Source organism: Priestia sp. FW507-14D1A, assembly GCF_058781295.1.
In genome coordinates this window covers 325,131-344,309 of the sequence record NZ_JBYSWQ010000005.1, presented here as the reverse complement: position 1 = coordinate 344,309, position 19,179 = coordinate 325,131, and the positions used below count along the sequence as shown (strand labels likewise).

At 35.7% G+C, this 19,179-nt stretch carries 20 protein-coding genes and 1 pseudogene; 4 read left to right on the top strand and 17 right to left on the bottom strand.

Annotated features, from left to right (window positions below):
- Nucleotides 1-81: 81 nt before the first annotated feature.
- The 7 genes from AC3WJG_RS19335 to AC3WJG_RS19305 form a co-directional block, all read right to left on the bottom strand.
- Nucleotides 82-801: a pentapeptide repeat-containing protein gene (locus AC3WJG_RS19335; RefSeq protein WP_060745654.1), complete on the bottom strand. Its 720-nt coding sequence runs from the start codon at nt 799-801 to the stop codon at nt 82-84.
- 18 nt (nt 802-819) lie between these two features.
- A complete protein-coding gene (locus AC3WJG_RS19330; RefSeq protein WP_028408542.1) occupies nt 820-1,149 on the bottom strand; it encodes a PadR family transcriptional regulator in 330 nt (109 codons plus the stop codon).
- A 156-nt stretch (nt 1,150-1,305) separates the two neighbouring features.
- Nucleotides 1,306-1,884 carry a GNAT family N-acetyltransferase gene (locus AC3WJG_RS19325; protein ID WP_337134001.1) on the bottom strand — a complete coding sequence of 193 codons (579 nt, stop codon included), beginning with the start codon at nt 1,882-1,884 and terminating at the stop codon, nt 1,306-1,308.
- Nucleotides 1,885-2,058: 174 nt separating this feature from the next.
- Nucleotides 2,059-2,532, bottom strand: coding sequence for a hypothetical protein (locus tag AC3WJG_RS19320; protein WP_013083145.1), 474 nt, complete (start codon nt 2,530-2,532; stop codon nt 2,059-2,061).
- Nucleotides 2,533-2,776: 244 nt separating this feature from the next.
- Nucleotides 2,777-4,237, bottom strand: a complete 1,461-nt coding sequence (locus tag AC3WJG_RS19315; RefSeq protein ID WP_217598842.1) for an aminoacyl-histidine dipeptidase — start codon at nt 4,235-4,237, stop codon at nt 2,777-2,779.
- 194 nt (nt 4,238-4,431) lie between these two features.
- Nucleotides 4,432-5,208 (bottom strand): 3-hydroxybutyrate dehydrogenase, encoded by a 777-nt coding sequence (locus AC3WJG_RS19310; RefSeq protein ID WP_013057034.1) that lies wholly within the window; start codon nt 5,206-5,208, stop codon nt 4,432-4,434.
- 19 nt (nt 5,209-5,227) lie between these two features.
- Nucleotides 5,228-6,508: a GntP family permease gene (locus AC3WJG_RS19305; protein ID WP_081085233.1), complete on the bottom strand. Its 1,281-nt coding sequence runs from the start codon at nt 6,506-6,508 to the stop codon at nt 5,228-5,230.
- Nucleotides 6,509-6,845: 337 nt separating this feature from the next.
- On the opposite strand from AC3WJG_RS19305, the gene AC3WJG_RS19300 reads away from it, so the two are divergent.
- Complete coding sequence (locus AC3WJG_RS19300) at nt 6,846-7,445, top strand: DedA family protein (protein WP_028408546.1); 600 nt, start codon at nt 6,846-6,848, stop codon at nt 7,443-7,445.
- Between the two features lie 38 nt (nt 7,446-7,483).
- Here the strand turns inward: AC3WJG_RS19300 and AC3WJG_RS19295 are convergent, their stop codons facing one another.
- The 3 genes from AC3WJG_RS19295 to AC3WJG_RS19285 all read right to left on the bottom strand — a co-directional run bounded on the left by AC3WJG_RS19295 (nt 7,484) and on the right by AC3WJG_RS19285 (nt 11,300).
- A complete protein-coding gene (locus tag AC3WJG_RS19295) occupies nt 7,484-8,791 on the bottom strand; it encodes a CitMHS family transporter (protein WP_028408547.1) in 1,308 nt (435 codons plus the stop codon).
- A 197-nt stretch (nt 8,792-8,988) separates the two neighbouring features.
- Nucleotides 8,989-9,696, bottom strand: a complete 708-nt coding sequence (locus AC3WJG_RS19290) for a response regulator (RefSeq protein ID WP_102812703.1) — start codon at nt 9,694-9,696, stop codon at nt 8,989-8,991.
- Complete coding sequence (locus tag AC3WJG_RS19285; protein WP_492588483.1) at nt 9,693-11,300, bottom strand: ATP-binding protein; 1,608 nt, start codon at nt 11,298-11,300, stop codon at nt 9,693-9,695. The genes AC3WJG_RS19290 and AC3WJG_RS19285 overlap by 4 nt, the downstream gene beginning before the upstream one ends.
- A 195-nt stretch (nt 11,301-11,495) precedes the next feature.
- Here AC3WJG_RS19285 and AC3WJG_RS19280 point away from each other — a divergent pair, with 195 nt between their 5' ends.
- From AC3WJG_RS19280 to AC3WJG_RS19270, 3 genes are all read left to right on the top strand, one after another.
- A complete protein-coding gene (locus AC3WJG_RS19280; protein WP_102812701.1) occupies nt 11,496-12,266 on the top strand; it encodes an SDR family NAD(P)-dependent oxidoreductase in 771 nt (256 codons plus the stop codon).
- A gap of 172 nt (nt 12,267-12,438) precedes the next feature.
- Nucleotides 12,439-12,579 (top strand): small, acid-soluble spore protein L, encoded by a 141-nt coding sequence (gene sspL / locus AC3WJG_RS19275; RefSeq protein ID WP_337134003.1) that lies wholly within the window; start codon nt 12,439-12,441, stop codon nt 12,577-12,579.
- 303 nt (nt 12,580-12,882) lie between these two features.
- A complete protein-coding gene (locus tag AC3WJG_RS19270; RefSeq protein WP_098578799.1) occupies nt 12,883-13,554 on the top strand; it encodes an NAD(P)H-dependent oxidoreductase in 672 nt (223 codons plus the stop codon).
- 29 nt (nt 13,555-13,583) lie between these two features.
- Here AC3WJG_RS19270 and AC3WJG_RS19265 read toward each other — a convergent pair whose 3' ends face one another.
- The 7 genes and pseudogenes from AC3WJG_RS19265 to AC3WJG_RS19235 form a co-directional block, all read right to left on the bottom strand.
- Nucleotides 13,584-13,871 carry a hypothetical protein gene (locus tag AC3WJG_RS19265; protein WP_060745778.1) on the bottom strand — a complete coding sequence of 96 codons (288 nt, stop codon included), beginning with the start codon at nt 13,869-13,871 and terminating at the stop codon, nt 13,584-13,586.
- Nucleotides 13,872-13,989: 118 nt separating this feature from the next.
- Nucleotides 13,990-14,208 carry a spore germination protein gene (locus AC3WJG_RS19260; protein WP_025752385.1) on the bottom strand — a complete coding sequence of 73 codons (219 nt, stop codon included), beginning with the start codon at nt 14,206-14,208 and terminating at the stop codon, nt 13,990-13,992.
- A 164-nt stretch (nt 14,209-14,372) separates the two neighbouring features.
- Nucleotides 14,373-15,041, bottom strand: a complete 669-nt coding sequence (fsa, locus tag AC3WJG_RS19255) for a fructose-6-phosphate aldolase (RefSeq protein WP_013057026.1) — start codon at nt 15,039-15,041, stop codon at nt 14,373-14,375.
- A gap of 276 nt (nt 15,042-15,317) precedes the next feature.
- On the bottom strand, nt 15,318-16,058 hold the full coding sequence (locus AC3WJG_RS19250; RefSeq protein ID WP_016764089.1) for a metallophosphoesterase family protein: 741 nt from the start codon (nt 16,056-16,058) through the stop codon (nt 15,318-15,320).
- 307 nt (nt 16,059-16,365) lie between these two features.
- A pseudogene (locus AC3WJG_RS19245) lies at nt 16,366-17,964 on the bottom strand (M4 family metallopeptidase); the annotation flags it as partial.
- A 605-nt stretch (nt 17,965-18,569) separates the two neighbouring features.
- Complete coding sequence (locus AC3WJG_RS19240; protein WP_016764087.1) at nt 18,570-18,701, bottom strand: YjcZ family sporulation protein; 132 nt, start codon at nt 18,699-18,701, stop codon at nt 18,570-18,572.
- A 260-nt stretch (nt 18,702-18,961) separates the two neighbouring features.
- Nucleotides 18,962-19,174, bottom strand: coding sequence for a hypothetical protein (locus AC3WJG_RS19235; protein ID WP_013083131.1), 213 nt, complete (start codon nt 19,172-19,174; stop codon nt 18,962-18,964).
- Nucleotides 19,175-19,179: the final 5 nt, after the last annotated feature.

Sequence of the window (19,179 nt, the reverse complement as noted above, 5' to 3'; positions counted from 1 at the left end):
CTAATAAACTATCCTGCTCGCTCTTAAAAAGAATTGTTATATGTCCATAAAAAAAGACCTTCAGAGAGGTCTTTTTTATCTTTAAATAATCGTAACTTTACTCAGATCTATCTTGGCACTTTTTAAAAAGTTATATGTCAATTTATCCATTTTTGCACCTTCAAAATCGGATTTTTTTAAATCTGATCCTCGAAACTGTACATTTAGCAAAGTGGCGTTGCGAAATGAGGCTTTTTTTAATGATGTTCCTTCAAAAATTGTTCCCTTAAATGTTTCCTCGTCAAATACAATGTCTGTTAAATTACATTGCTTAAAGTACGTGTTGTCATAGATACAGTCTTTAAAACTGGCCTGTTTAAAATTTGCCCATTTAAATTGTACGCCTGTTAAATTAACGTGATGAAATATCGCTTTTGTTAAATTGCTGCTTTTAAACATGCTGTCCGTAAGATCTGCGTAGCTAAAATCAGATTCATTCAAATTACTGGCATTAAATTTCCCTTTATACACCGATACAGAACGAAAATCAGATTTTGTAAGCTCGGTCTTTGAAAAATCCATAGGGACTGTTTGCTTTAATTCCTTGGTTTCTACATTCATTGATTGAATCAGCTCTGTGATATCGCCGATAGAATTGATTGTCATATAATAAGCCTGTTCTTCATTATGCCCATCTTTTTTATAATCTGTAAATTTTTCCTGTAAGTTCTGTGATAGTTCTTCCTCTAAATCTTGAACATTTTCTACATCCTGATAAGGAGCCAAAATGTTATGCACATGATTTTTTATTTTTTCGTTCATTTATAACATCATCCTTTCTCACAACAATAAATCAATAATTTTTTTCGCTTGCTCCCAATTTTCTTTGTTTTGTTTATATACGTTTTTTCCTTGTTCTGTAATTTTATAATATTTTCTGCGGCCGCCTTGTACAGCATCTCCCCAGTAAGAAAGAATATGGCCGTCTTTTTCAAGACGCTTCAAGCTTGAATACATTGTGGCTTCTTTTAATTCATACTGCTCTTTAGAATAGGTATAAATAAGCTTACTAATTTCATACCCATACTTATCGCCGCTGAGAAGTAATTTCAAAATCATTGTATCTGTATGTCCCCGAAGTAAATCTGAAGACATTTTTGTATATACCAAAGTATCACCTCTTTATGTATAATTTAAATCATATTACTATGACAGTCAAGGTATTATATTTAATAAAATACACTAATATATAATTGCACATATGTAAACAGCTTAACAGTAGAAAATAGCCGGGAGAAACGTACCGGCTATTTTCTAGGAGACACCTTATTCTTCGTTATAACTGAGCTTAAATACTATCGGCGTACTTTCTGCTGATATTTTCCAAACCATGTGATGATACCCCTTGCTCCAGTAATCTTTTACTAAATAATCAGGGATTCCAAATATGTTTTTCCATACTTCTTGAGCATTTTTGTATCCGCTGTCCAAACAAATCTTTTTAATTTCTCTGCTTTGAAGCGTAAGCAGCATAGTATGTAAAAGCAGTGTGCCTACACCTTTTCTTTGGTACTTTGGATGAACAAAAACTGTGCCGATTTCAATCCATCCTTGCAGGTCTCCTTTTGTACACGATGTAATTAATTCACTAACAGGACCATATTCAATACAGCCAATAATCTTATTAGTGCACGTATCTATTCCGAGCCAAAAGAATCGATGTTTTCCACCGCTATCAAGGTCACTTTTTAAATATTGTGCTTTACTTTCAATTTCTATTTGTATATCGTTCACTATGTCTGATAGACCCTCTTTATGAAAGGTATCTGTGATTACTTCATTAAAAAGCTCGTGGAGTTCTGCGCGGTCTTCTATTTTTGGTCTTCTTATTTCAATATGATGCAATGTTCATTCCTCCTTGTTATTTCACGGCAGAATATGAAGCTTTACCATTATTATTTATCAATCTATGTTGATACTCCTTTTCTCTTTCTACTGTTTTTCCAATAAAAAAGCACGAGAAACTTTGAGTTCTCGTGCTTTTTTATAATATGGATTCTGCTTTTCTATTGGGAACTGTTAATACTGATTCACAAAGCTCTGGATTTTACATACGAATTCAGAAAGGTTCTCCTTTATCTCTTTGTCCTCTGTTTTCTCTACTTGCTCCTGTATGGCATCAATCATTAAACGTGCTCTTTTAGGATCTATAGAGGCCGGTTGGCTGCTGTTGTTTGATAGACTTTTCAAAATTTGATTAGTCATTTTGTTTTTATCGTGAATATAAAATAATATTTGAGGAACTTGATTAATTAACAAATTTACGTATCTGCGAAACTCCTCTATCTCATATAATTCTCTTGAATTACCTTTAAAGCCATCAACGGAAAGCATAAGACTCTGGTAGCCTTTATCACTGCGTTGATTAAGTGCTTTAATCACTTTCAAAAACCGATCGAACTTTAGATAGCGTATTTCGTCTTTCCTTAATTCTAAAAATTCAATTTCTCCTTTTTCCAAAAAGGGATCTTTGATAAGACTATTATCATTCATATACATTCTCTCCCTACTAATTTATTAGTTGCAGAGCTTGTTTTGAATTCATTTGTCTATCGTTTTAGTAATTGTTTACCTCTTTTAGGCCCGTTTTAAAACCTTTATTTGTAAAACGCTTACATAAATGTTCTCAATTGCCTGACGTGTTGACGGAATTCTGCTTATTATCTGATAAATGACCAATGAAAAAGAGCTCCTTTACAGAAGCTCTTTTTTAAAAATTATAGAGATGCTGATAACTTTATATCTTATTTGCTTCTTTTAATACCGCTAATAAGTATTCCCATGTCTTAATAGTAGACGGAATGCTCAGGTGTTCATCAGGTGTATGAACGTCGTACATATCGGGGCCGAGCGAAATGGCGTCTAATCCAGAGATTTTTTCCAGGAAAATACCGCATTCAATTCCAGCATGGATGGCGATGACCTCCGCCTCTTCCCCATACTTTTCTTTGTAAACCTTTTTACATAATTCACGAATTTTTGAATCTGCATTGTACGCCCATTCAGGGTAATTTCCTTTTGTTTCAACTCTTCCTCCGACTACTTGAGCAAGTATGTGCACTTGACTTACTATTTTTTCTTTTAAGCTTTTTACTGAGCTGCGGATTTCATTTTGAAAAACAATCTCAGACTCTGTCGTCGTAATCACACCTAAGTTGGTAGAAGATTCTACTAATCCTTCGATATTCATACTCATGCTTTGAACGCCGTTTGGTGTTAGCATAATAGCTTGTACAATTCGTTCTGTCGTTTCTTTTGTAAAACATTTCTCATCGGAAGAAAATTTGTTTATTTTTACATATACGCTCGGATCAGCCGCTTGTAATTCATTTTTTACTATTTCGTTCCACTCACGAATCTTATTTTCTAGCTTTCCTACCTCAGAAGGCTCAACTGATAGAATTGCTTCTGATTCACGGGGAATCGCATTTGATTTTAATCCTCCACTAATGCTGCTTAAAGAATAGGGAAGTTCATGTTGTAAATCATATAAAACTCTCCCTAGTAGTTTATTAGCATTTCCTCTTTCTTTATCAATTTCCATTCCAGAATGTCCGCCGCGCAGTCCACCGATGCTTAAGCTATATGTTTCTGAGTTATCGGAAGACGATTCCCAGTCTACGGGAATACGAAGCACGCTTTTTACCCCGCCTGCGCTGCTGACAAGCAGCTTTCCGTCCTCTTCTGTATCAAGGTTGATAAAGATTTCCCCTTCAAAATGAGCTGGACTTACAGCAATGGCTCCGCCCATAGTTGTTTCTTCCTCAGTAGTAATGACTACTTCAAGAGAGGGGTGAGCTATATCATGAGCATCTAGTAAAGCCAGTGCATATGCAACGGCAATCCCGTTGTCAGCTCCTAGCGTAGTACCATTTGCATAAAGCATATCTTCCACAATTCGCAGTTGAAGCGGATCTTTTTCAAAATCATGCACAGTCCCTTTATTTAACTCGCATACCATGTCCATATGTCCTTGCAAAATGATGGCTGGAGCATGTTCATATCCTTTAGCGGCCGGCTTTTTAATAATTACATTTAAAGCCTCGTCTTGGATAACTTCAAGGCTTCTTTCTTTTGCAAAAGAAACTAAATAGTCACTAATTTTCTTTTCATTTCCAGATTCTCTAGGAATAGCTGAAATTTCGTTAAAAAAATAAAAAACCGGATGTTTAATTAATTCATTTACTGTTTGCACCATATGTATCATCCTTTCTAAACTGTAGGCTTTTTTATCATACTATTTATCTTTACAGGAGAAATAGTATGAGGCTTTTTTTATGTATAGCCTAATTATATTTTAACGTTGATTAACTCAATAGAATAGATATAACCTAAAAAAGCATAAATGAGCCCGTTGGACTCATTTATGCTTTTAATGATTTATTTTATTTTTTATTGAGCTGTATATCCGCCGTCCATTACTACCGCTTGACCAGTTACACCTTTTGCTTTATCACTCGCCAAGAAGATAGCATAGTCAGCAATTTCGCTCACGTCTAATAATCTTTTTTGAGGGACTAAAGGATAAATAACTTCTTCAAGCACGCTCTCTAATGGTACGTTTCTTGTTTTAGCTAAACCATCTAACTGACCTCTTACTAGTGGTGTATCCACATAACCAGGACAAAGTGCATTCACCGTAATACCATGTGCTGCGCCTTCAAGAGCAGCTACTTTTGTTAGCCCTATTACACCGTGTTTAGCACTGTTATAAGCTGCTTTGCCCGCAAAACCGATTAAACCGTTGATAGAAGAAACGTTAATAATACGTCCGAACCCTTGCTTTTTCATAATCGGAAACGCGTGCTTAATCGCCATAAATGGAGCTGTTAGCATAATTTTAATCATTAACTCATATTTTTCAGTTGGGAACTCTTCGATTGGAGAAACATGCTGCAAGCCAGCGTTATTAATGAACGTATGAACCGCTCCAAAATGTGCGTTTGCCGTTTCAATTAAATGTTTGATTTCTTCTTCTTTTGTTACATCAGCTTTGACACCAAGCGCTTCAAATCCAGCTTCACGAAGATTTTGTGCTGCAGCTTCTACAGCAGCTTGATCAATGTCGGATAACACAATTTTTCCGCCGTTTTCTGCGAATCGTTTACCTATTTCAAACCCAATTCCTCTTGCTGCTCCTGTGATTACAATTACTTGATTTTCAACCATGTGTATTCTCCTCCTGTTTTTAAATAATACCGGCTGCCGCTAATGCGACTCCTGCAAATAAAGCGATTGTCGGGATGATAAATGCAACAACAAATACGTCTTTATACGTTTCTTTATGCCGAAGACCAGTTACGGCTAATAGTGTTAACAACGCACCGTTATGCGGTAAAATAGATGCACCTGACGCAACACTTGCAATACGGTGAAGAGCATCAGCACTTAAATTCGTTGTTTGAGACAAGTGATACCACGTATCTCCTAATGCTTGAAGCGCAATACCCATACCGCCGGATGCTGAGCCCGTGATCATCGCTAGCACTTGAACGCTTAATGCTTCTGAAACGAGCGGATTACTCGAAATGTTTAGCAACACATGCGTGACATCTTTAAACTCTGGAACTGCTGTAATAACCGAGCCAAAACCTACTGCTGCACTCGTATTAATAACAGCCATCACGGATCCTTTTGCTCCTTCATTTATAGAAGAAATAAACGTCTTGTAGTGTTTAAAATTAATAAGTAAAATAGAAAAAATACCAATTAATAACGAAACGATAGGCTCCCATTTTAAAACGTTTAATGTCACGACAACGACAATCAGCGGTAAAATAGCTAATATTACATTCATCGAGTCCTGTTCTTCACTCGCTGCGACTGATGATTCATTAGGCTCAGTAAACCCTTGATTTTTAGCTTTTAATTTTTTATCGCGATAAGCTAACCATAAATACCCTCCCACCGCCATAATAAGACCTGAGACAATTCCAATAATCGAACCGGACATTGCATTGGTTTTAAATGTAGCAGTCGGAATCAGATTTTGAATTTGAGGCGTACCTGGAATCGCTGTCATTGTAAACGTAAATGCTCCGAGTGCAATGGTTGCTGGCAGTAAATTTCGCGATACGTTGGCTTCTCGAAATAACGCGATTGCTAAAGGATAAATCGCAAAGACCACAACGAATAGACTCACTCCGCCATATGTCAAAATGGCGGAAGCAATCAGCACCCCTAAAATGGCTCTTTTACTTCCAAATAATTTAGCAATACGCTGCGCCAACGACTTAGCTGCGCCTGTATCTTCCATTAGCTTTCCGAAGACGGCTCCTAATAAAAAGATGGGGAACCATTTTGCAGCGAAATCTACAAACCCTCCCATATACACATCTGTATAAGTAGGCAGTACTTTTAAACCACTAAAGTAAGCAATGAATGTAGCTACAACAGGTGCCACCCAGATAATAGACCATCCTAGATAAGCAAAAAACATCAACAATAACAATCCTACAATAATAACCACACGGTAACCTCCTTTCCTTTTAATACATATACATAATGGATTATTTCACAACACAACAAGTTTACACCCGCTAGTTTTATAAGTAAAATGAATAAAAGGAATCAAAACTATGAATAAAAGTCGTAGTTTATTTAAAAATTCACACTCGATTATTTTTCCCGTATAATTTCACTCTGAGTAGAAGCTATAAAATACACTTCCTTCCTTTTTCTTTGTACAAGCTAAGTTTTTTTCTGTCACATCCCACTTTCTTCCTTTATTTTCTTTTCTTTTATAAGTTTTTCCGAACATATAGATGGGTACTTGAATGTTATGACACAGAAAAAGAGGCGATCTTATGCTACATTTCATAACAGACTTACTGAAACAATTTGGAATTTGGGGACTTTTAAGCGGACTGGCCATTGAGGCTTCCTCCCTGCCGTTTCCCGGTTCTCTTCTCACCCTTACCTACGGATACTTATTAAACATGCACATAGTGCAATTATTATTAATTGCTCTTGCAGGAAGCGCCGTTTATACAGCTTTTAGCTTTATACCGTATGGGATAGGCTATAAATTAGAGGATAAGGTAAAGAAAAAATTATCAAAAAAGAAAAAAGCATTTGAGAAATCACAAAAATGGTTTAAAAAATGCGGATTATGGAGTATTGCGATTGCTCGTCCTTTAGGGCTCGGCAACTACATTTCCTATCTTTCGGGGCTATCTAAAGTGAAACCTATTCCGTTTGCTCTGCTCACATTTCTTGGTATCTTTCCTTTGAATATTGCCATGCTTTGGTTAGGGCAAATCGGAAACTTTAAGTCCATTCAATCTTTTATCTCAGATGCACAAACCTATATTTTAATTGCAGCGGTAGTGGCTGTATGCGGATTTTTAATTTATAAGTTCTATTTTAAAAAAAGCAGCTGCAGCGAACAGTCTAGTTCAACGTAAGAGTATAAAAAAAAGACCCTTTGGGGTCTTTTTTTATATCAAATAGAAATAACACCTAAAATTAACGCAGCTATTGTCATCACTGCCGTAGTTCCTAGCGCCCACTTAATTAAAAAGCGTTGTAAATCACTAAATTCAATTCCTACCATTCCAATTAATAAGTGAGCTGCTGCTACCAAGGGACTTATCACGTGAACGGGTTGTCCTAAGATAGCAGCTCTTCCAATTTCAGCTGCGCTAATGCCATAACTTTCGGCAGCTTGAGCAATAATCGGCAATACGCCAAAATAAAAGGCATTATTGGACATAAAAAATGTAAAAGGAGCACTTAAAAATGCTACTACAACTGGCAAAAAAGGGCCCATTGCATCTGGGATTATTCCTACAAGTGTATTTGCCATAGCATCAATCATCTTTGTTCCAGACATAATTCCTGTAAAAATACCTGCTGCAATAACAATTGAAACGACGGCTACCGCATTATTTGCATGAGATGAAATTCGCTGCTGTTGATCTTTGATGTTTGGATAATTTATTAATAATGCAATAGCAAACGCTACCATGAACAAAAGCATCAGCGACATAAAGTCCATAATTAAGCACACCATAAGACTAACGGTAAGGAGAAAATTAAACCATACTAACTTAGGACGTCGATAGTCTAAATGTTGCGCTGTTCCCTCTAATTCATCTGCATGTGCGATTTCATTTGCAGAATGTTTAATATTGATAACTCCTAACCTTTTTCTTTCCCTTCTTCCAAGGACAACAGAAACAAAGAGCACCCATAGAAGCCCAAAACCCATTACAGGTATTAAAGGCAAAAACAACTGAGACGAATCTAAATTTAATGAACTCATAGCCATAGCAGAAGCACCTCCCCACGGAGTCATATTCATAACTCCCATAGATAGCATCGCAACTCCTGCTAGGATAAGCGGGTTCATTTCTAGGCGTTTATATAATGGAAGCAAAGAAGAGACCGTTATCATATAGGTAGTAGTTCCATCACCATCTAAAGCAACCATCATTGAAAGCACCGCAGTTCCGACCACGATTTTTAGGGGATCTCCTTTTACAACCTTTAAAATGAAGGAAACAAGAGGGTCAAACAATCCTGAATCAATCATTAATCCAAAATATAAAATAGCAAATAAAATCATAATAGCTGTAGGAGCAATATCTTTTACACCCTCTAGCATCATAGGTCCCATTCCGCTAGCAAACCCACCTATTAAACCAAATATAATTGGAATAATGATAAGAGCAACCATTGGGGTAAGTCGCTTCGACATAATTAAATACATGAATACTGCAACCATTAAAAATCCTAATAAAGAAAGCACGGATATTTTTCCTCCTTTTTGATAACGTTTTCATTTTTTCTTGCTACACGTTACTAAAAAGGTATCACTTGTTAAAGCAGGTTCATAGATAATCACCATAAGTTTAATATCTTTTATAAAAGTAATTCTTTTCATTTTTTTCATGCGTCATTTCTACATAAAAACGAGATAGCGGACAAAGAACCGCTATCTCGTTTTTATGTAGAATTAGTTACTCGGTATTTCCGCTCAGGCCTCCCTACACTTCCATACACTATTTCCACCTGCATTTCTTTACAAGATACTAAATACTCTAAGTACCTTCTCATTGTTGAATAACTGATACCTACTAGTTGAGCAAACTCATCTACATTCAAGCTCTGCGGAACTTCGCGAACTTTATCTCTTACTAAACGAAGAGTATGTTTATCAATCCCTTTAGGAAGTTCTGTTACTGCAGCTGCTGATTGAGTGCGGCGGTTATGATGTGTTCTAAATAAATGGTCTATTTTATCTTGGTTTATCATTTTATTTTCGGTTAATTCTATTCTTGTAGACTGATAATGTTTTAAAGTAGATAAAAATTTATCAATAATTACAGGTTTCACCAAATAACCAAATGCTCCTCCTCTTATTGCTTCCTCAACTGTTTCAACATCATTGGCTGCCGTTATTAAAATAATATCGATTCCTCGATACTTCTTTCTGATTTCCCATAACAGTTCCACTCCGTTGATATCTGGTAAAAAGACGTCTAATAAAATTAATTGCGGTGTAAATATTGTTAGTAATTCTAAAGCCTGTTCTCCAGATCCTGCGGTTGCAACAACAGTGAAATGCTCTAGTTTCTTAGTAAACTGTTCATAAATTTGTGCAGCTGTAGAATCATCTTCTATAATCATGACATTAATTTGATTTTCAGTCATATCGATTCTTCCTTTTCATTATTTAATAGCTTTGGGATTACTAATGTGAATCTTGCTCCTTGTAACATACTTTTGCTTATGTATAGTTCACCTTTGAGCAGCTCTACAGATCTTTTAACAATAGTCAATCCAATTCCGTGATTTTCACCTTTTTTTGTTGTGTAACCATCTATAAAAATCATATTTTCTACTTCTTTTGATATCCCATGTCCATTGTCTTCAACTTCAAAAATCAGGTCATTTCCTACATCTGTAAAAGATACTAGCACGTTCCCTTTATGTTCTCGCACAGCCTCGAGCGCATTATCAATTAAATTCCCCAAGATGGAAACAACGTTTTTTGCGTCTTCGATATCTAAAGTACTTGTTAAATTACTATCTTGGTCAATTTCTAAAGTAACATCTAATTCTTTCGAACGATTGATCTTTCCAAGTAAGCATGCCGCAATCAAAGGATCCTTTACAGAAGACATTAAAAAAGAAATAATATCTTGGCGTTCCTTTACCTCTGATGAAATCATTTGCATGACATGCTCATACTTCTTTAACTTTAACAATCCATAAATCACGTTCAGCTTATTTAAAAATTCATGATTTTGAGCACGTAAATTATCGGAAAACATTTTAATTTTAGAAATCTCTTCTGTCAATTCTTCAATTTGAGATAAAGTTCTTATAGTAAGGACGATGCCCTGCACTTCTTTTTTTCTTACAATAGGAGATAAATCCAAAATATACTGCTGACCATCTAGTACAAGGGACTGGTTAGAATACACCCGCTGCTTTTCTATCGCTTGAACAATTAGTTGTCCTAGACGGGCGTTCTTTATCTCTCCTCCTATTTGAAGATGACCAAATAGTTCTCTAGCCCTTCTGTTCATTGACGTTACATATTTTTCAACATTTACAGTAACAGTAGCATCTCGAATAGATTCAAGGGTAGCCTCCTTTTCTTTAAAAAGAAAGGAAATCTCCTCCGGTTCCAGTCCAAATATTAGTCTTTTTACCCGCCTTGCAATGAAAAAAGCTCCAAATGCTCCAATAAGAAAAGGAATACAGGACAATTTAATAATTTTTATTCTATAATCATTAATCTGTTTTTCTATATTGCTTACAAGAAACCCTACTGAAGAAACGCCTATTACGTTTCCTCGGCTATCCCATATGGGGGTCTTGGCTTTAATTGCAAATCCTGAAATTCCTTTTCCTTTATAAATAATGGATTGATGCTCCTTTAAAGAAGCTTCGTTGCTTGTTTTAGTATGTTTTCCAATATAGCTACTATTGGGATGAGAATAGCGGATTCCTTTATCATGGGCGATGGTGACATAATCTGCCCCAGTGGTTTTTCTTATTTTTTCTGCAACAGGTTGGATATGCTCAGAAGGATTTTTATTCTTAAAAGCTTTTACAATCATTTTGTCTTCAGAAGCTAATTTTGCTACTGTCATAGCTTGCTTACCTACATATTTTTCAACAATTTCATCTATCATTGCAGAAAATAAAATGCATACAAGGACGGTACTCACAAGAATAACTACCGTAATAAGTAATGTAATTTGGGCAAGTAAGCTAGGTCTTCTACTCACATTGAGAAAACGCATACATTCCTCCTTTTAATGAAATGAAATTTCGGCTGTTGTTTCAAGTGTAGCATAAAAGCAAAAAAGTTTAGCACTCAACTTCAAATGTTTATAAATAGACTTCTAAAGGGAAAAACAAATCGAATAAACGCTTGACTTAAAGTATACTTTAACAATTATAATCAATTCGAAAACATCGAAAATGGAGGAATCAACATGAAATATACAGTAATCACTGGCGCAAGTTCAGGAATTGGATATGAAACAGCTTTAGCTTTCGCAGCACGCGGAAAAAATCTTATATTGGCTGCACGTAGAGAGGACAAGCTAGAAGAGTTAAAAGAAAAGATTGAAGAACTGAATCAAGATGTAAATGTTATTGTCCAGTCGGTTGATTTATCCGTGGCAGAAAATGCTCATACGTTTTATGAGTCACTCAAAAAGTATGAATTAGAAACTTGGATTAACAATGCGGGATTCGGAAACTTTGCTTCTGTCGGTGAACAAAAATTAACTAAAATTGAAACAATGCTTCATTTAAATATTGAAGCCTTAACCATTCTTTCTTCTCTATTTGTAAGAGATTATGAAAACGTTGAAGGTACACAGCTTATTAATGTCTCTTCTGGAGGCGGCTACACCATTGTGGCTGATGCGGTAACTTATTGCGCAACAAAATTCTACGTAAGTGCATTTACAGAAGGTCTTTCTCAAGAATTAAAAGGAAGAGGAGCAAAAATGCAGGCTAAAGTTCTAGCTCCGGCAGCTACTGAAACAGAATTTGCACAGCGTTCGATGGATATGAGTGATTTTGAATACGAAGGACGAGTACCTAAGTTTCATACATCAAAAGAAATGGCTGCTTTTATGCTGGACCTTTATGATAGCAATAAAACGGTAGGGCTTGTAGATGGAGTGACTTACGAATTTCAATTAAAAGATCCTATCTATCCATACGCAGAAAGAGCGACAAGCTCAGATTCTTAAACAAAAAACACCCTTCCAAGGGTGTTTTTTTTATGTCCGTTTAAATGAGTAACTATTTTGTTTATGTAATGAAGATGCTTAAAGATAATCTTTTCCTATTTATCTTTCCACGCTTGACTTCCTAATTTTTGTTTTGCTTTTTGTACATACTAACCGAACGGAGGTGACGAAAATGGGTACAAAAAAATCTGCTAACCGTGGTCAAGTGGCTCCTGGAGTTAACCCTCAAGGACACGGAAAAGATGTTGAATTTTCAACAGAAACAAAAAGTGAACTTGAAAACAAAGCGAAAAAATCAAATACAAAAATTTAATTAAAAAGGAGAAGATCACTCTTCTCCTCTCTTTCTTCTCTTAATTACTTTTTCGAAAACGAAACTCCACAGATTGTTTACTCCTTTCTGCTTCTTATAAAACTGCATTAATAGTATAAAAAAGTATACTATACAACAAAAATGTGCGTACTTGTTAGGATGATTTATATGATTTATGATAAATTTGCAAACGGGTTTTATGACAAATTGTATGTTAACTAACTGTTAGTTGTAAGCTATACAGGGTATAGGATACTCTAAACAGTTCATCACTAAATATTTTTACAGAAAGGTTGTTTACACATGAACAATACAGATAAAAAAGAAGAAATTTTAGACGCTTTTAACTTTCGTCATGCTACAAAAGAGTTTGATCCAACGAAGAAAATTTCCGATGAAGATTTCCAATTCATTTTAGAAACGGGACGCCTATCTCCAAGCTCAGTAGGTTATGAGCCGTGGAAGTTTTTAGTCGTTGAAAATAAAGATTTAAAAGAAAAATTAAAAGCTGTTTCTTGGGGAGCACAAGGTCAAATTCCTACAGCAAGTCATTTTGTTATTATTCTTTCTCGCACAGACGCAAGATATGACTCTGAATATGTATTGGATCTTCAGAAGAACGTCAAAGAAATGCCGGATGACGTATTAGAGACATTAATGCCTCGTTATAAAGATTTCCAAGAAAATGATTTTCACTTGTTCGAAAGCAAGCGAGCACTATTTGATTGGGCTAGCAAACAATCTTATATTGCACTAGGTAATATGATGACATCAGCTGCTCAAATTGGTATTGATTCTTGTCCGATTGAAGGGTTTAACTATGACCAAGTACATGAAATTCTAAAAGAAGAAGGATTACTAGAAGACGGTAAGTTTGATATTTCCGTTATGGTTGCGTTCGGCTACCGAATTCATGAGCCTAAGCGTGGAAAAACAAGAAGAAGTATGGATCAAGTTGTACAGTGGATAAAATAATAACAAAAAAAGAAGGGCTGACAGCAATGTCACCCCTTCTTTTTTATATCTTTATATGCTGCTATAAAATCATCAGGATCGGTTTGTATGGTATAAGCGAACATTCCTTGATTTGTATGTAAATATAAAAAGCCGCTGTCTTTTGAAACGCATTTGTAGGAGATGTCAAATACGGCATTAATGGGAAAGCAATCGTTTTGTGTTTCAATACTATCAGCGTATAAATACATATCTTTTGAATGCTGAATCGTCACCTTTTGTGTTCGTTTTATTTTTCTTTCAACGTATGTATAAGGAATCATAGAAATAATGCTCATAGCACCGCTCAAACCCCTTCCTCATGAATGTTTTCTTTTAAAAGTCAAAACACCTTGTTAACAAAACTCTATCACTTACCAAAAAACAATTCCAGAAATACTCTTTCTGGAATTGTTTTCAAGATTGCTGCTCTTTATTTTCTTCACCTTTGCAAAAGTCGATATTACTGTTTGTCATAGAGGCAATAGCAGGAGAGCCGTTTCCAAACGAAAAACAAGCTCCTACCGATTTTGTATTTGCCGTGTGACTATTTTGTACAACACAGCCTACGCTTACGTTCGAGTTATCTTTTAACCCGTTAGTCACGATATTTTCAATGTTAATAATACAGCCCATTTTAACACCTCTTTCGTTTCTATTAACGTATGTCATCTCTGCATATATGTATAGGATGTTCGCCTATTATTGATAAGTTGTTTGCTGCAAAATAGAAAAAAAGAATCTTCGTATACTCTTTAAGCAGAGAAGACACTAAAGTGATGTCTTCTCCTTCAGTGAATTTAACTTTTTACAGCTTTTTCCCAGTCTGATGCAAATTTTTCAATTCCTTGCTCTGTTAACGGATGTTTTACTAATTGTTCAATTACGGCATACGGAATTGTAGCAATATGAGCCCCAGCAAGAGCTACTCGTGTGACGTGATCTGGGTGTCTGACTGACGCTGCTATAATTTGTGAGTCAATGTGTTGAATTCGAAATAGCTCTGCAATTCGAGATACCAGATAAACACCGTCTTCTGAAATATCGTCTAAGCGCCCTAAAAATGGCGATACGTATGTGGCACCGGCACGAGCTGCTAGAAGCGCTTGATTCACTGTAAAAATTAACGTTACGTTTGTTTTTACGCCTTTTTTAGCTAGATAACGGGTTGCTTCCAATCCAGCAATGGTCATAGGAAGTTTAATCGTTATATTTTTGTCTCCTCCATTAATTTTTATCAGCTCTTCTGCTTGAGCAATCATGTCATCTGCTGTTACTGTGTCGGGCGTGACTTCTGCTGAAACGGATTCTACTTCCGGGACGGTTTTTAAAATTTCTTCGATGCGATCTTCAAACTTTACGCCTTCTTTCGCTACTAGCGAAGGGTTTGTGGTAACACCTGATAATACCCCAATTTTATATGCTTTTTTAATATCTTCCAGGTTAGCTGTATCAATAAAAAATTTCATCATGTATTCCTCCACTCGTTATGGTAAAAACAGCTTTTCAGGGGCGTTTTTGCATGACTTTATGTTCAAATAGAATTGCCCTCTTCATATTGTCTTCATAAAATAAAATTTATTTCCTTTCAAATGCTGTATGTTTTTCTCCAAGTTTTCCCTTCCTTAAATTCATTGGAATAACTTTTATTTGCATGTATCATACTAATGGTGTTGAAAAACCCCTCATATACTCCAATAAAAAACCTTCAGTATTTATACTGAAGGTTGAAATACATTCTATTCTTAATTTTTCAGTCCTCTATAGCGAGCTGTTTTTAATTCTTGAACGTAGGGTTCAAAGTCCGGCATCTCTACAGCTCTCGCCAATTCGATAGCCTTTTCAATATCGTATGGAATACGTACAAATTGAATAGAAAATGCTGAAGGACTTTCGTCTTGATCCTTTCCTTCTAAGATAAGATAAGAAGCTTGTGGTAAATCAAGCGGGTTTCCTACACTTCCTACATTGCATAGCGTTTTCCCTTTAATATGTTGAATAAATGCATTATGTACATCTCCGTAACAGATAACATCCGGCTCTCTTGATCCTTTTATATTTTCCGTATATTCCGTATTAGCAAATAGACTAAGGCGCTTTTCAAGTGAATCCCAGGGTTGAATTCGATCATAAAGACTTCTAGGTGAAGCGTGAAACATTCTAATTAATTTTCCGCTCATCATAAACTCAACGGAAAAAGGAAGTTCCTTTAAGTATGCCTCTTGGGCTGAACTTAACTTCTTCTGATGCCATTTCAACGCTTCGAATTCCGCAGGCTTTGTAATGAAGTCATCCCAGTTTCCCATTACTGTTACTTCGCACTTTTCTTTTATGATATCAATCGCTTTACTTGAATCCGGTCCTTTTCCTACTAAATCACCTAGACAAATGATGCGATGGATATCTCGCTGTTGTATGTCAGCTAAAACTGCTTCTAAAGCTGGAAGATTTCCGTGGATATCTGAAATAACAGCAATTTTGTCCATTGATTCCTCCACTCCTTTTTCATATGTATGTATTCAATTCTTTTCTTTATTATAACATTTTATAATAAGACCGTTTACTAAAACGTGTTCTCTTCATTTAACAAGCAACAGTATAATTCGAATGGACATAAAAGGGAGGAATAAGAAGTGGATTTTTATAGATCAAGAAGAAATCTGTTTTCCTTATTTATTAACATAAAATAAAGGAGTACTGTAATATATTTATACGAGTACTCCTTTATTGGTAGTAAGGTAGTATAGAGAGTCGTAAGATACCTCATTTATCTTGCGACTTTTGGTTTATAACTTATTGAACACCAACTGCGTCAAATGACTTGCCTACTGAAATTACTTCTTGAGAGCCTGAACCGTATAGATCAGCAGCAGCTTGTACTAAACCTGCACGCGCTTGGCTAAACGTTGTAGACTGAGTGAAGTATAGCGTATTAGCACGGTAATAAATTTTCCCTAGCTTATCGCCGCCGATGCCTGTTACAGTAACCCCGTAATGCGTTCCTCCGTTAGCTAGCAAGTAGGCAGCTTTGTTGATAATACCGCTGTTTGTATGAACTCCGCCGTTGTCACTAGAACCTGTATAGCGCTTTGAATAATGATCCGGATCTCCATATTTTGCTGGGTTGCTCATTGAACGAAGGGCATCACCGCTTGTTCCAGGCGTGTAAATATCTTCTCCAATTTCCCAATCTGGATTTCGGTTGTCATAGTATTCTACCAATGTTCCGAAAATATCGGAAATCGCTTCGTTTAATGCACCTGATTCATATTGATAGATTAAATTAGAACTTCTTTCTGTGACCGCATGCGTCAATTCATGTCCGATAACATCTAACCCTCCTGATAGCGGAACAAAAGTAGTTCCATCTCCATCTCCATATACCATTTGAGAGCCATTCCAAAATGCATTGTTGTAGCCGCTGCTATAATGAACAGTTGATTTTAGCGCAGCTCCTGCATTGTCATAGGAGTTGCGGTTAAATTTGTTTTTATAATAATCATACGTCACACCTGCATAATAGTGAGCATCTACTGCAGCTGCATCGCGGGTTGCATTGTACGTATTATCCGTGTCTGCCCATAGCGTACCTGGAAGAGATGTACGATTTTTTGCATCGTACGTATAGATTGTCGCCCCTCTTGTATTATCTTGTAAGTAGTAAGTAGAACTAGATAACGTTGTCTTTAACGATTTAGTATCTCCAAGCACTCCTTTACCTGAACCAATAGCATTTGTGCCTGTTACAGGTTTCGCTGCCGGCTTTGCCGCTTGCTTCACATCGGCTTTTGGACCAGCTACGGAATCAATTGTATTGTACTTATCTAGCACTTTACCGCTAATAGCATCAACAAAGTAATAATAGTTGCCTGGTTCAGGATTTAAGAAATTCAAATTTACTACATAAGCATACGTTGTGTCTGAACCATTTTGATAAACATACAGTTCAGATGAAGGGGATTTTTCATACGTCGGTTTAAAGCCTAAGTCTTTTTCAGCTGCTTGAATCGCCTTTTTGCTGTCAACTTGCTTCTGGCCTTTTAGCTTTTCCTTTTTATCTAAATCAGGAGCTACTGTACCTGATACAACTTTTAAGGTTCCATCTTTCGCTACGTGTGCTAATTGAGTAGATCCCCAAACAGGAATATTATTATATACCTGCTGCAAGCGTACAACGGTTGCTTGTTCAACGGGATCTTTCACTACTTCTGTCACTTTAAATGAGTTTTGAGCATTTTCGTTTCCTAATTTATATTTGTCTTTATTTGTATTCATATAATGAAATACGACGTCTTGAGCTTTCTGTGATGATGGGGCTGAAAGCTTTCCAGAAATAAACTCAGGAGATTTAATTTCTTTGTTATACTTTTCGGTTGAAAGTACATTATTTGGCGCGGCACTGCTCGTATGTGCAAAAGCAAATGATGAAGAAAGGATACCAACTGATAATAATACCTTTAAAGCCTGTTTTTTCTTTTTCATAGTTTTTTCTCCCTATCCCTAGTAAATTTAATTACCGCAATTTTTCTGTTAATTGTGATAATTAGCAACATTATAGCAACTAAAAATTACTACGTCTATATATTATTTTAATATTCCTATTATTATGAAAATTAAGAATAAATCTTTTACAATAAGTCTTTTTTACCTATTTAAACTATATGAAAATCATTTATGTTGATTTTCAGACAAGTAAAATAATTCTTTTAGTCAGCGGATAAAAACTAGCGTTCTATGGAGTGTTATTCGGTCTTATTATCAGTACTGCGAAGCATTTTACAAAAATTACTTATAAGGAAAATTATAAATTTCAGACCTTTTTGGTGGCTTAAATTTACTCTTCCTCTTCATTTTTTTATTTTTTTAATCTATTAATTAAATTTTTTGTATGTTTTTTATGTACATGCACAACATTATTTTATTATAGTACTGCCCTTCTTATGAACATAAAAAAGCACGAATCTACTAAAATTTTTGTAAATCCGTGCTTTTTCTGTTTATTTCAAGCATGTACAACCAACGATAACTAATAAAACAAATAGTACAACGATTAATGCAAAACCGCCACCGTAACTACCGTAGCCGCCGTAGCCATAACCACCGCCGTAACCCCAGTTGTAAAATCCCATTTCACTTCATCTCCGTAGCCTGTTTACTCTATAGCATATGTACAGGCTAGAAAAAATGCTCGCCCATTTATCGCCCTTTTATGACGATAAAAAAGAGATTGAGACATAACAAAATCACTCCAATCAACCGCTAGAAGCAACCGACTAGATTAAATCCATGTTCACCATAACAATAAAAAAATCCGAACGATGAATCGTTCGGATCTTCCTTCAACTAAAATACTTTTGTCACAGCCTCTTTTAAGATAACAAATATTAACTTATTTACTTTTAGAAGCTTGTTCTTTAAAGCGAAGTATGTAATACGGAACAATACAAATAACCGCCAAAACAAGAGCCGTTAAACTAACTATGCGGGGATTATTAAGCCCAAAAGAATAGTCTCCAAAAGATGCTCCAATCGCAATAATAGCAAAAATAATATACAGAATACGAAATATGTTAATCCACTTTTTCTGTTTAATCGTAACCACTCCTT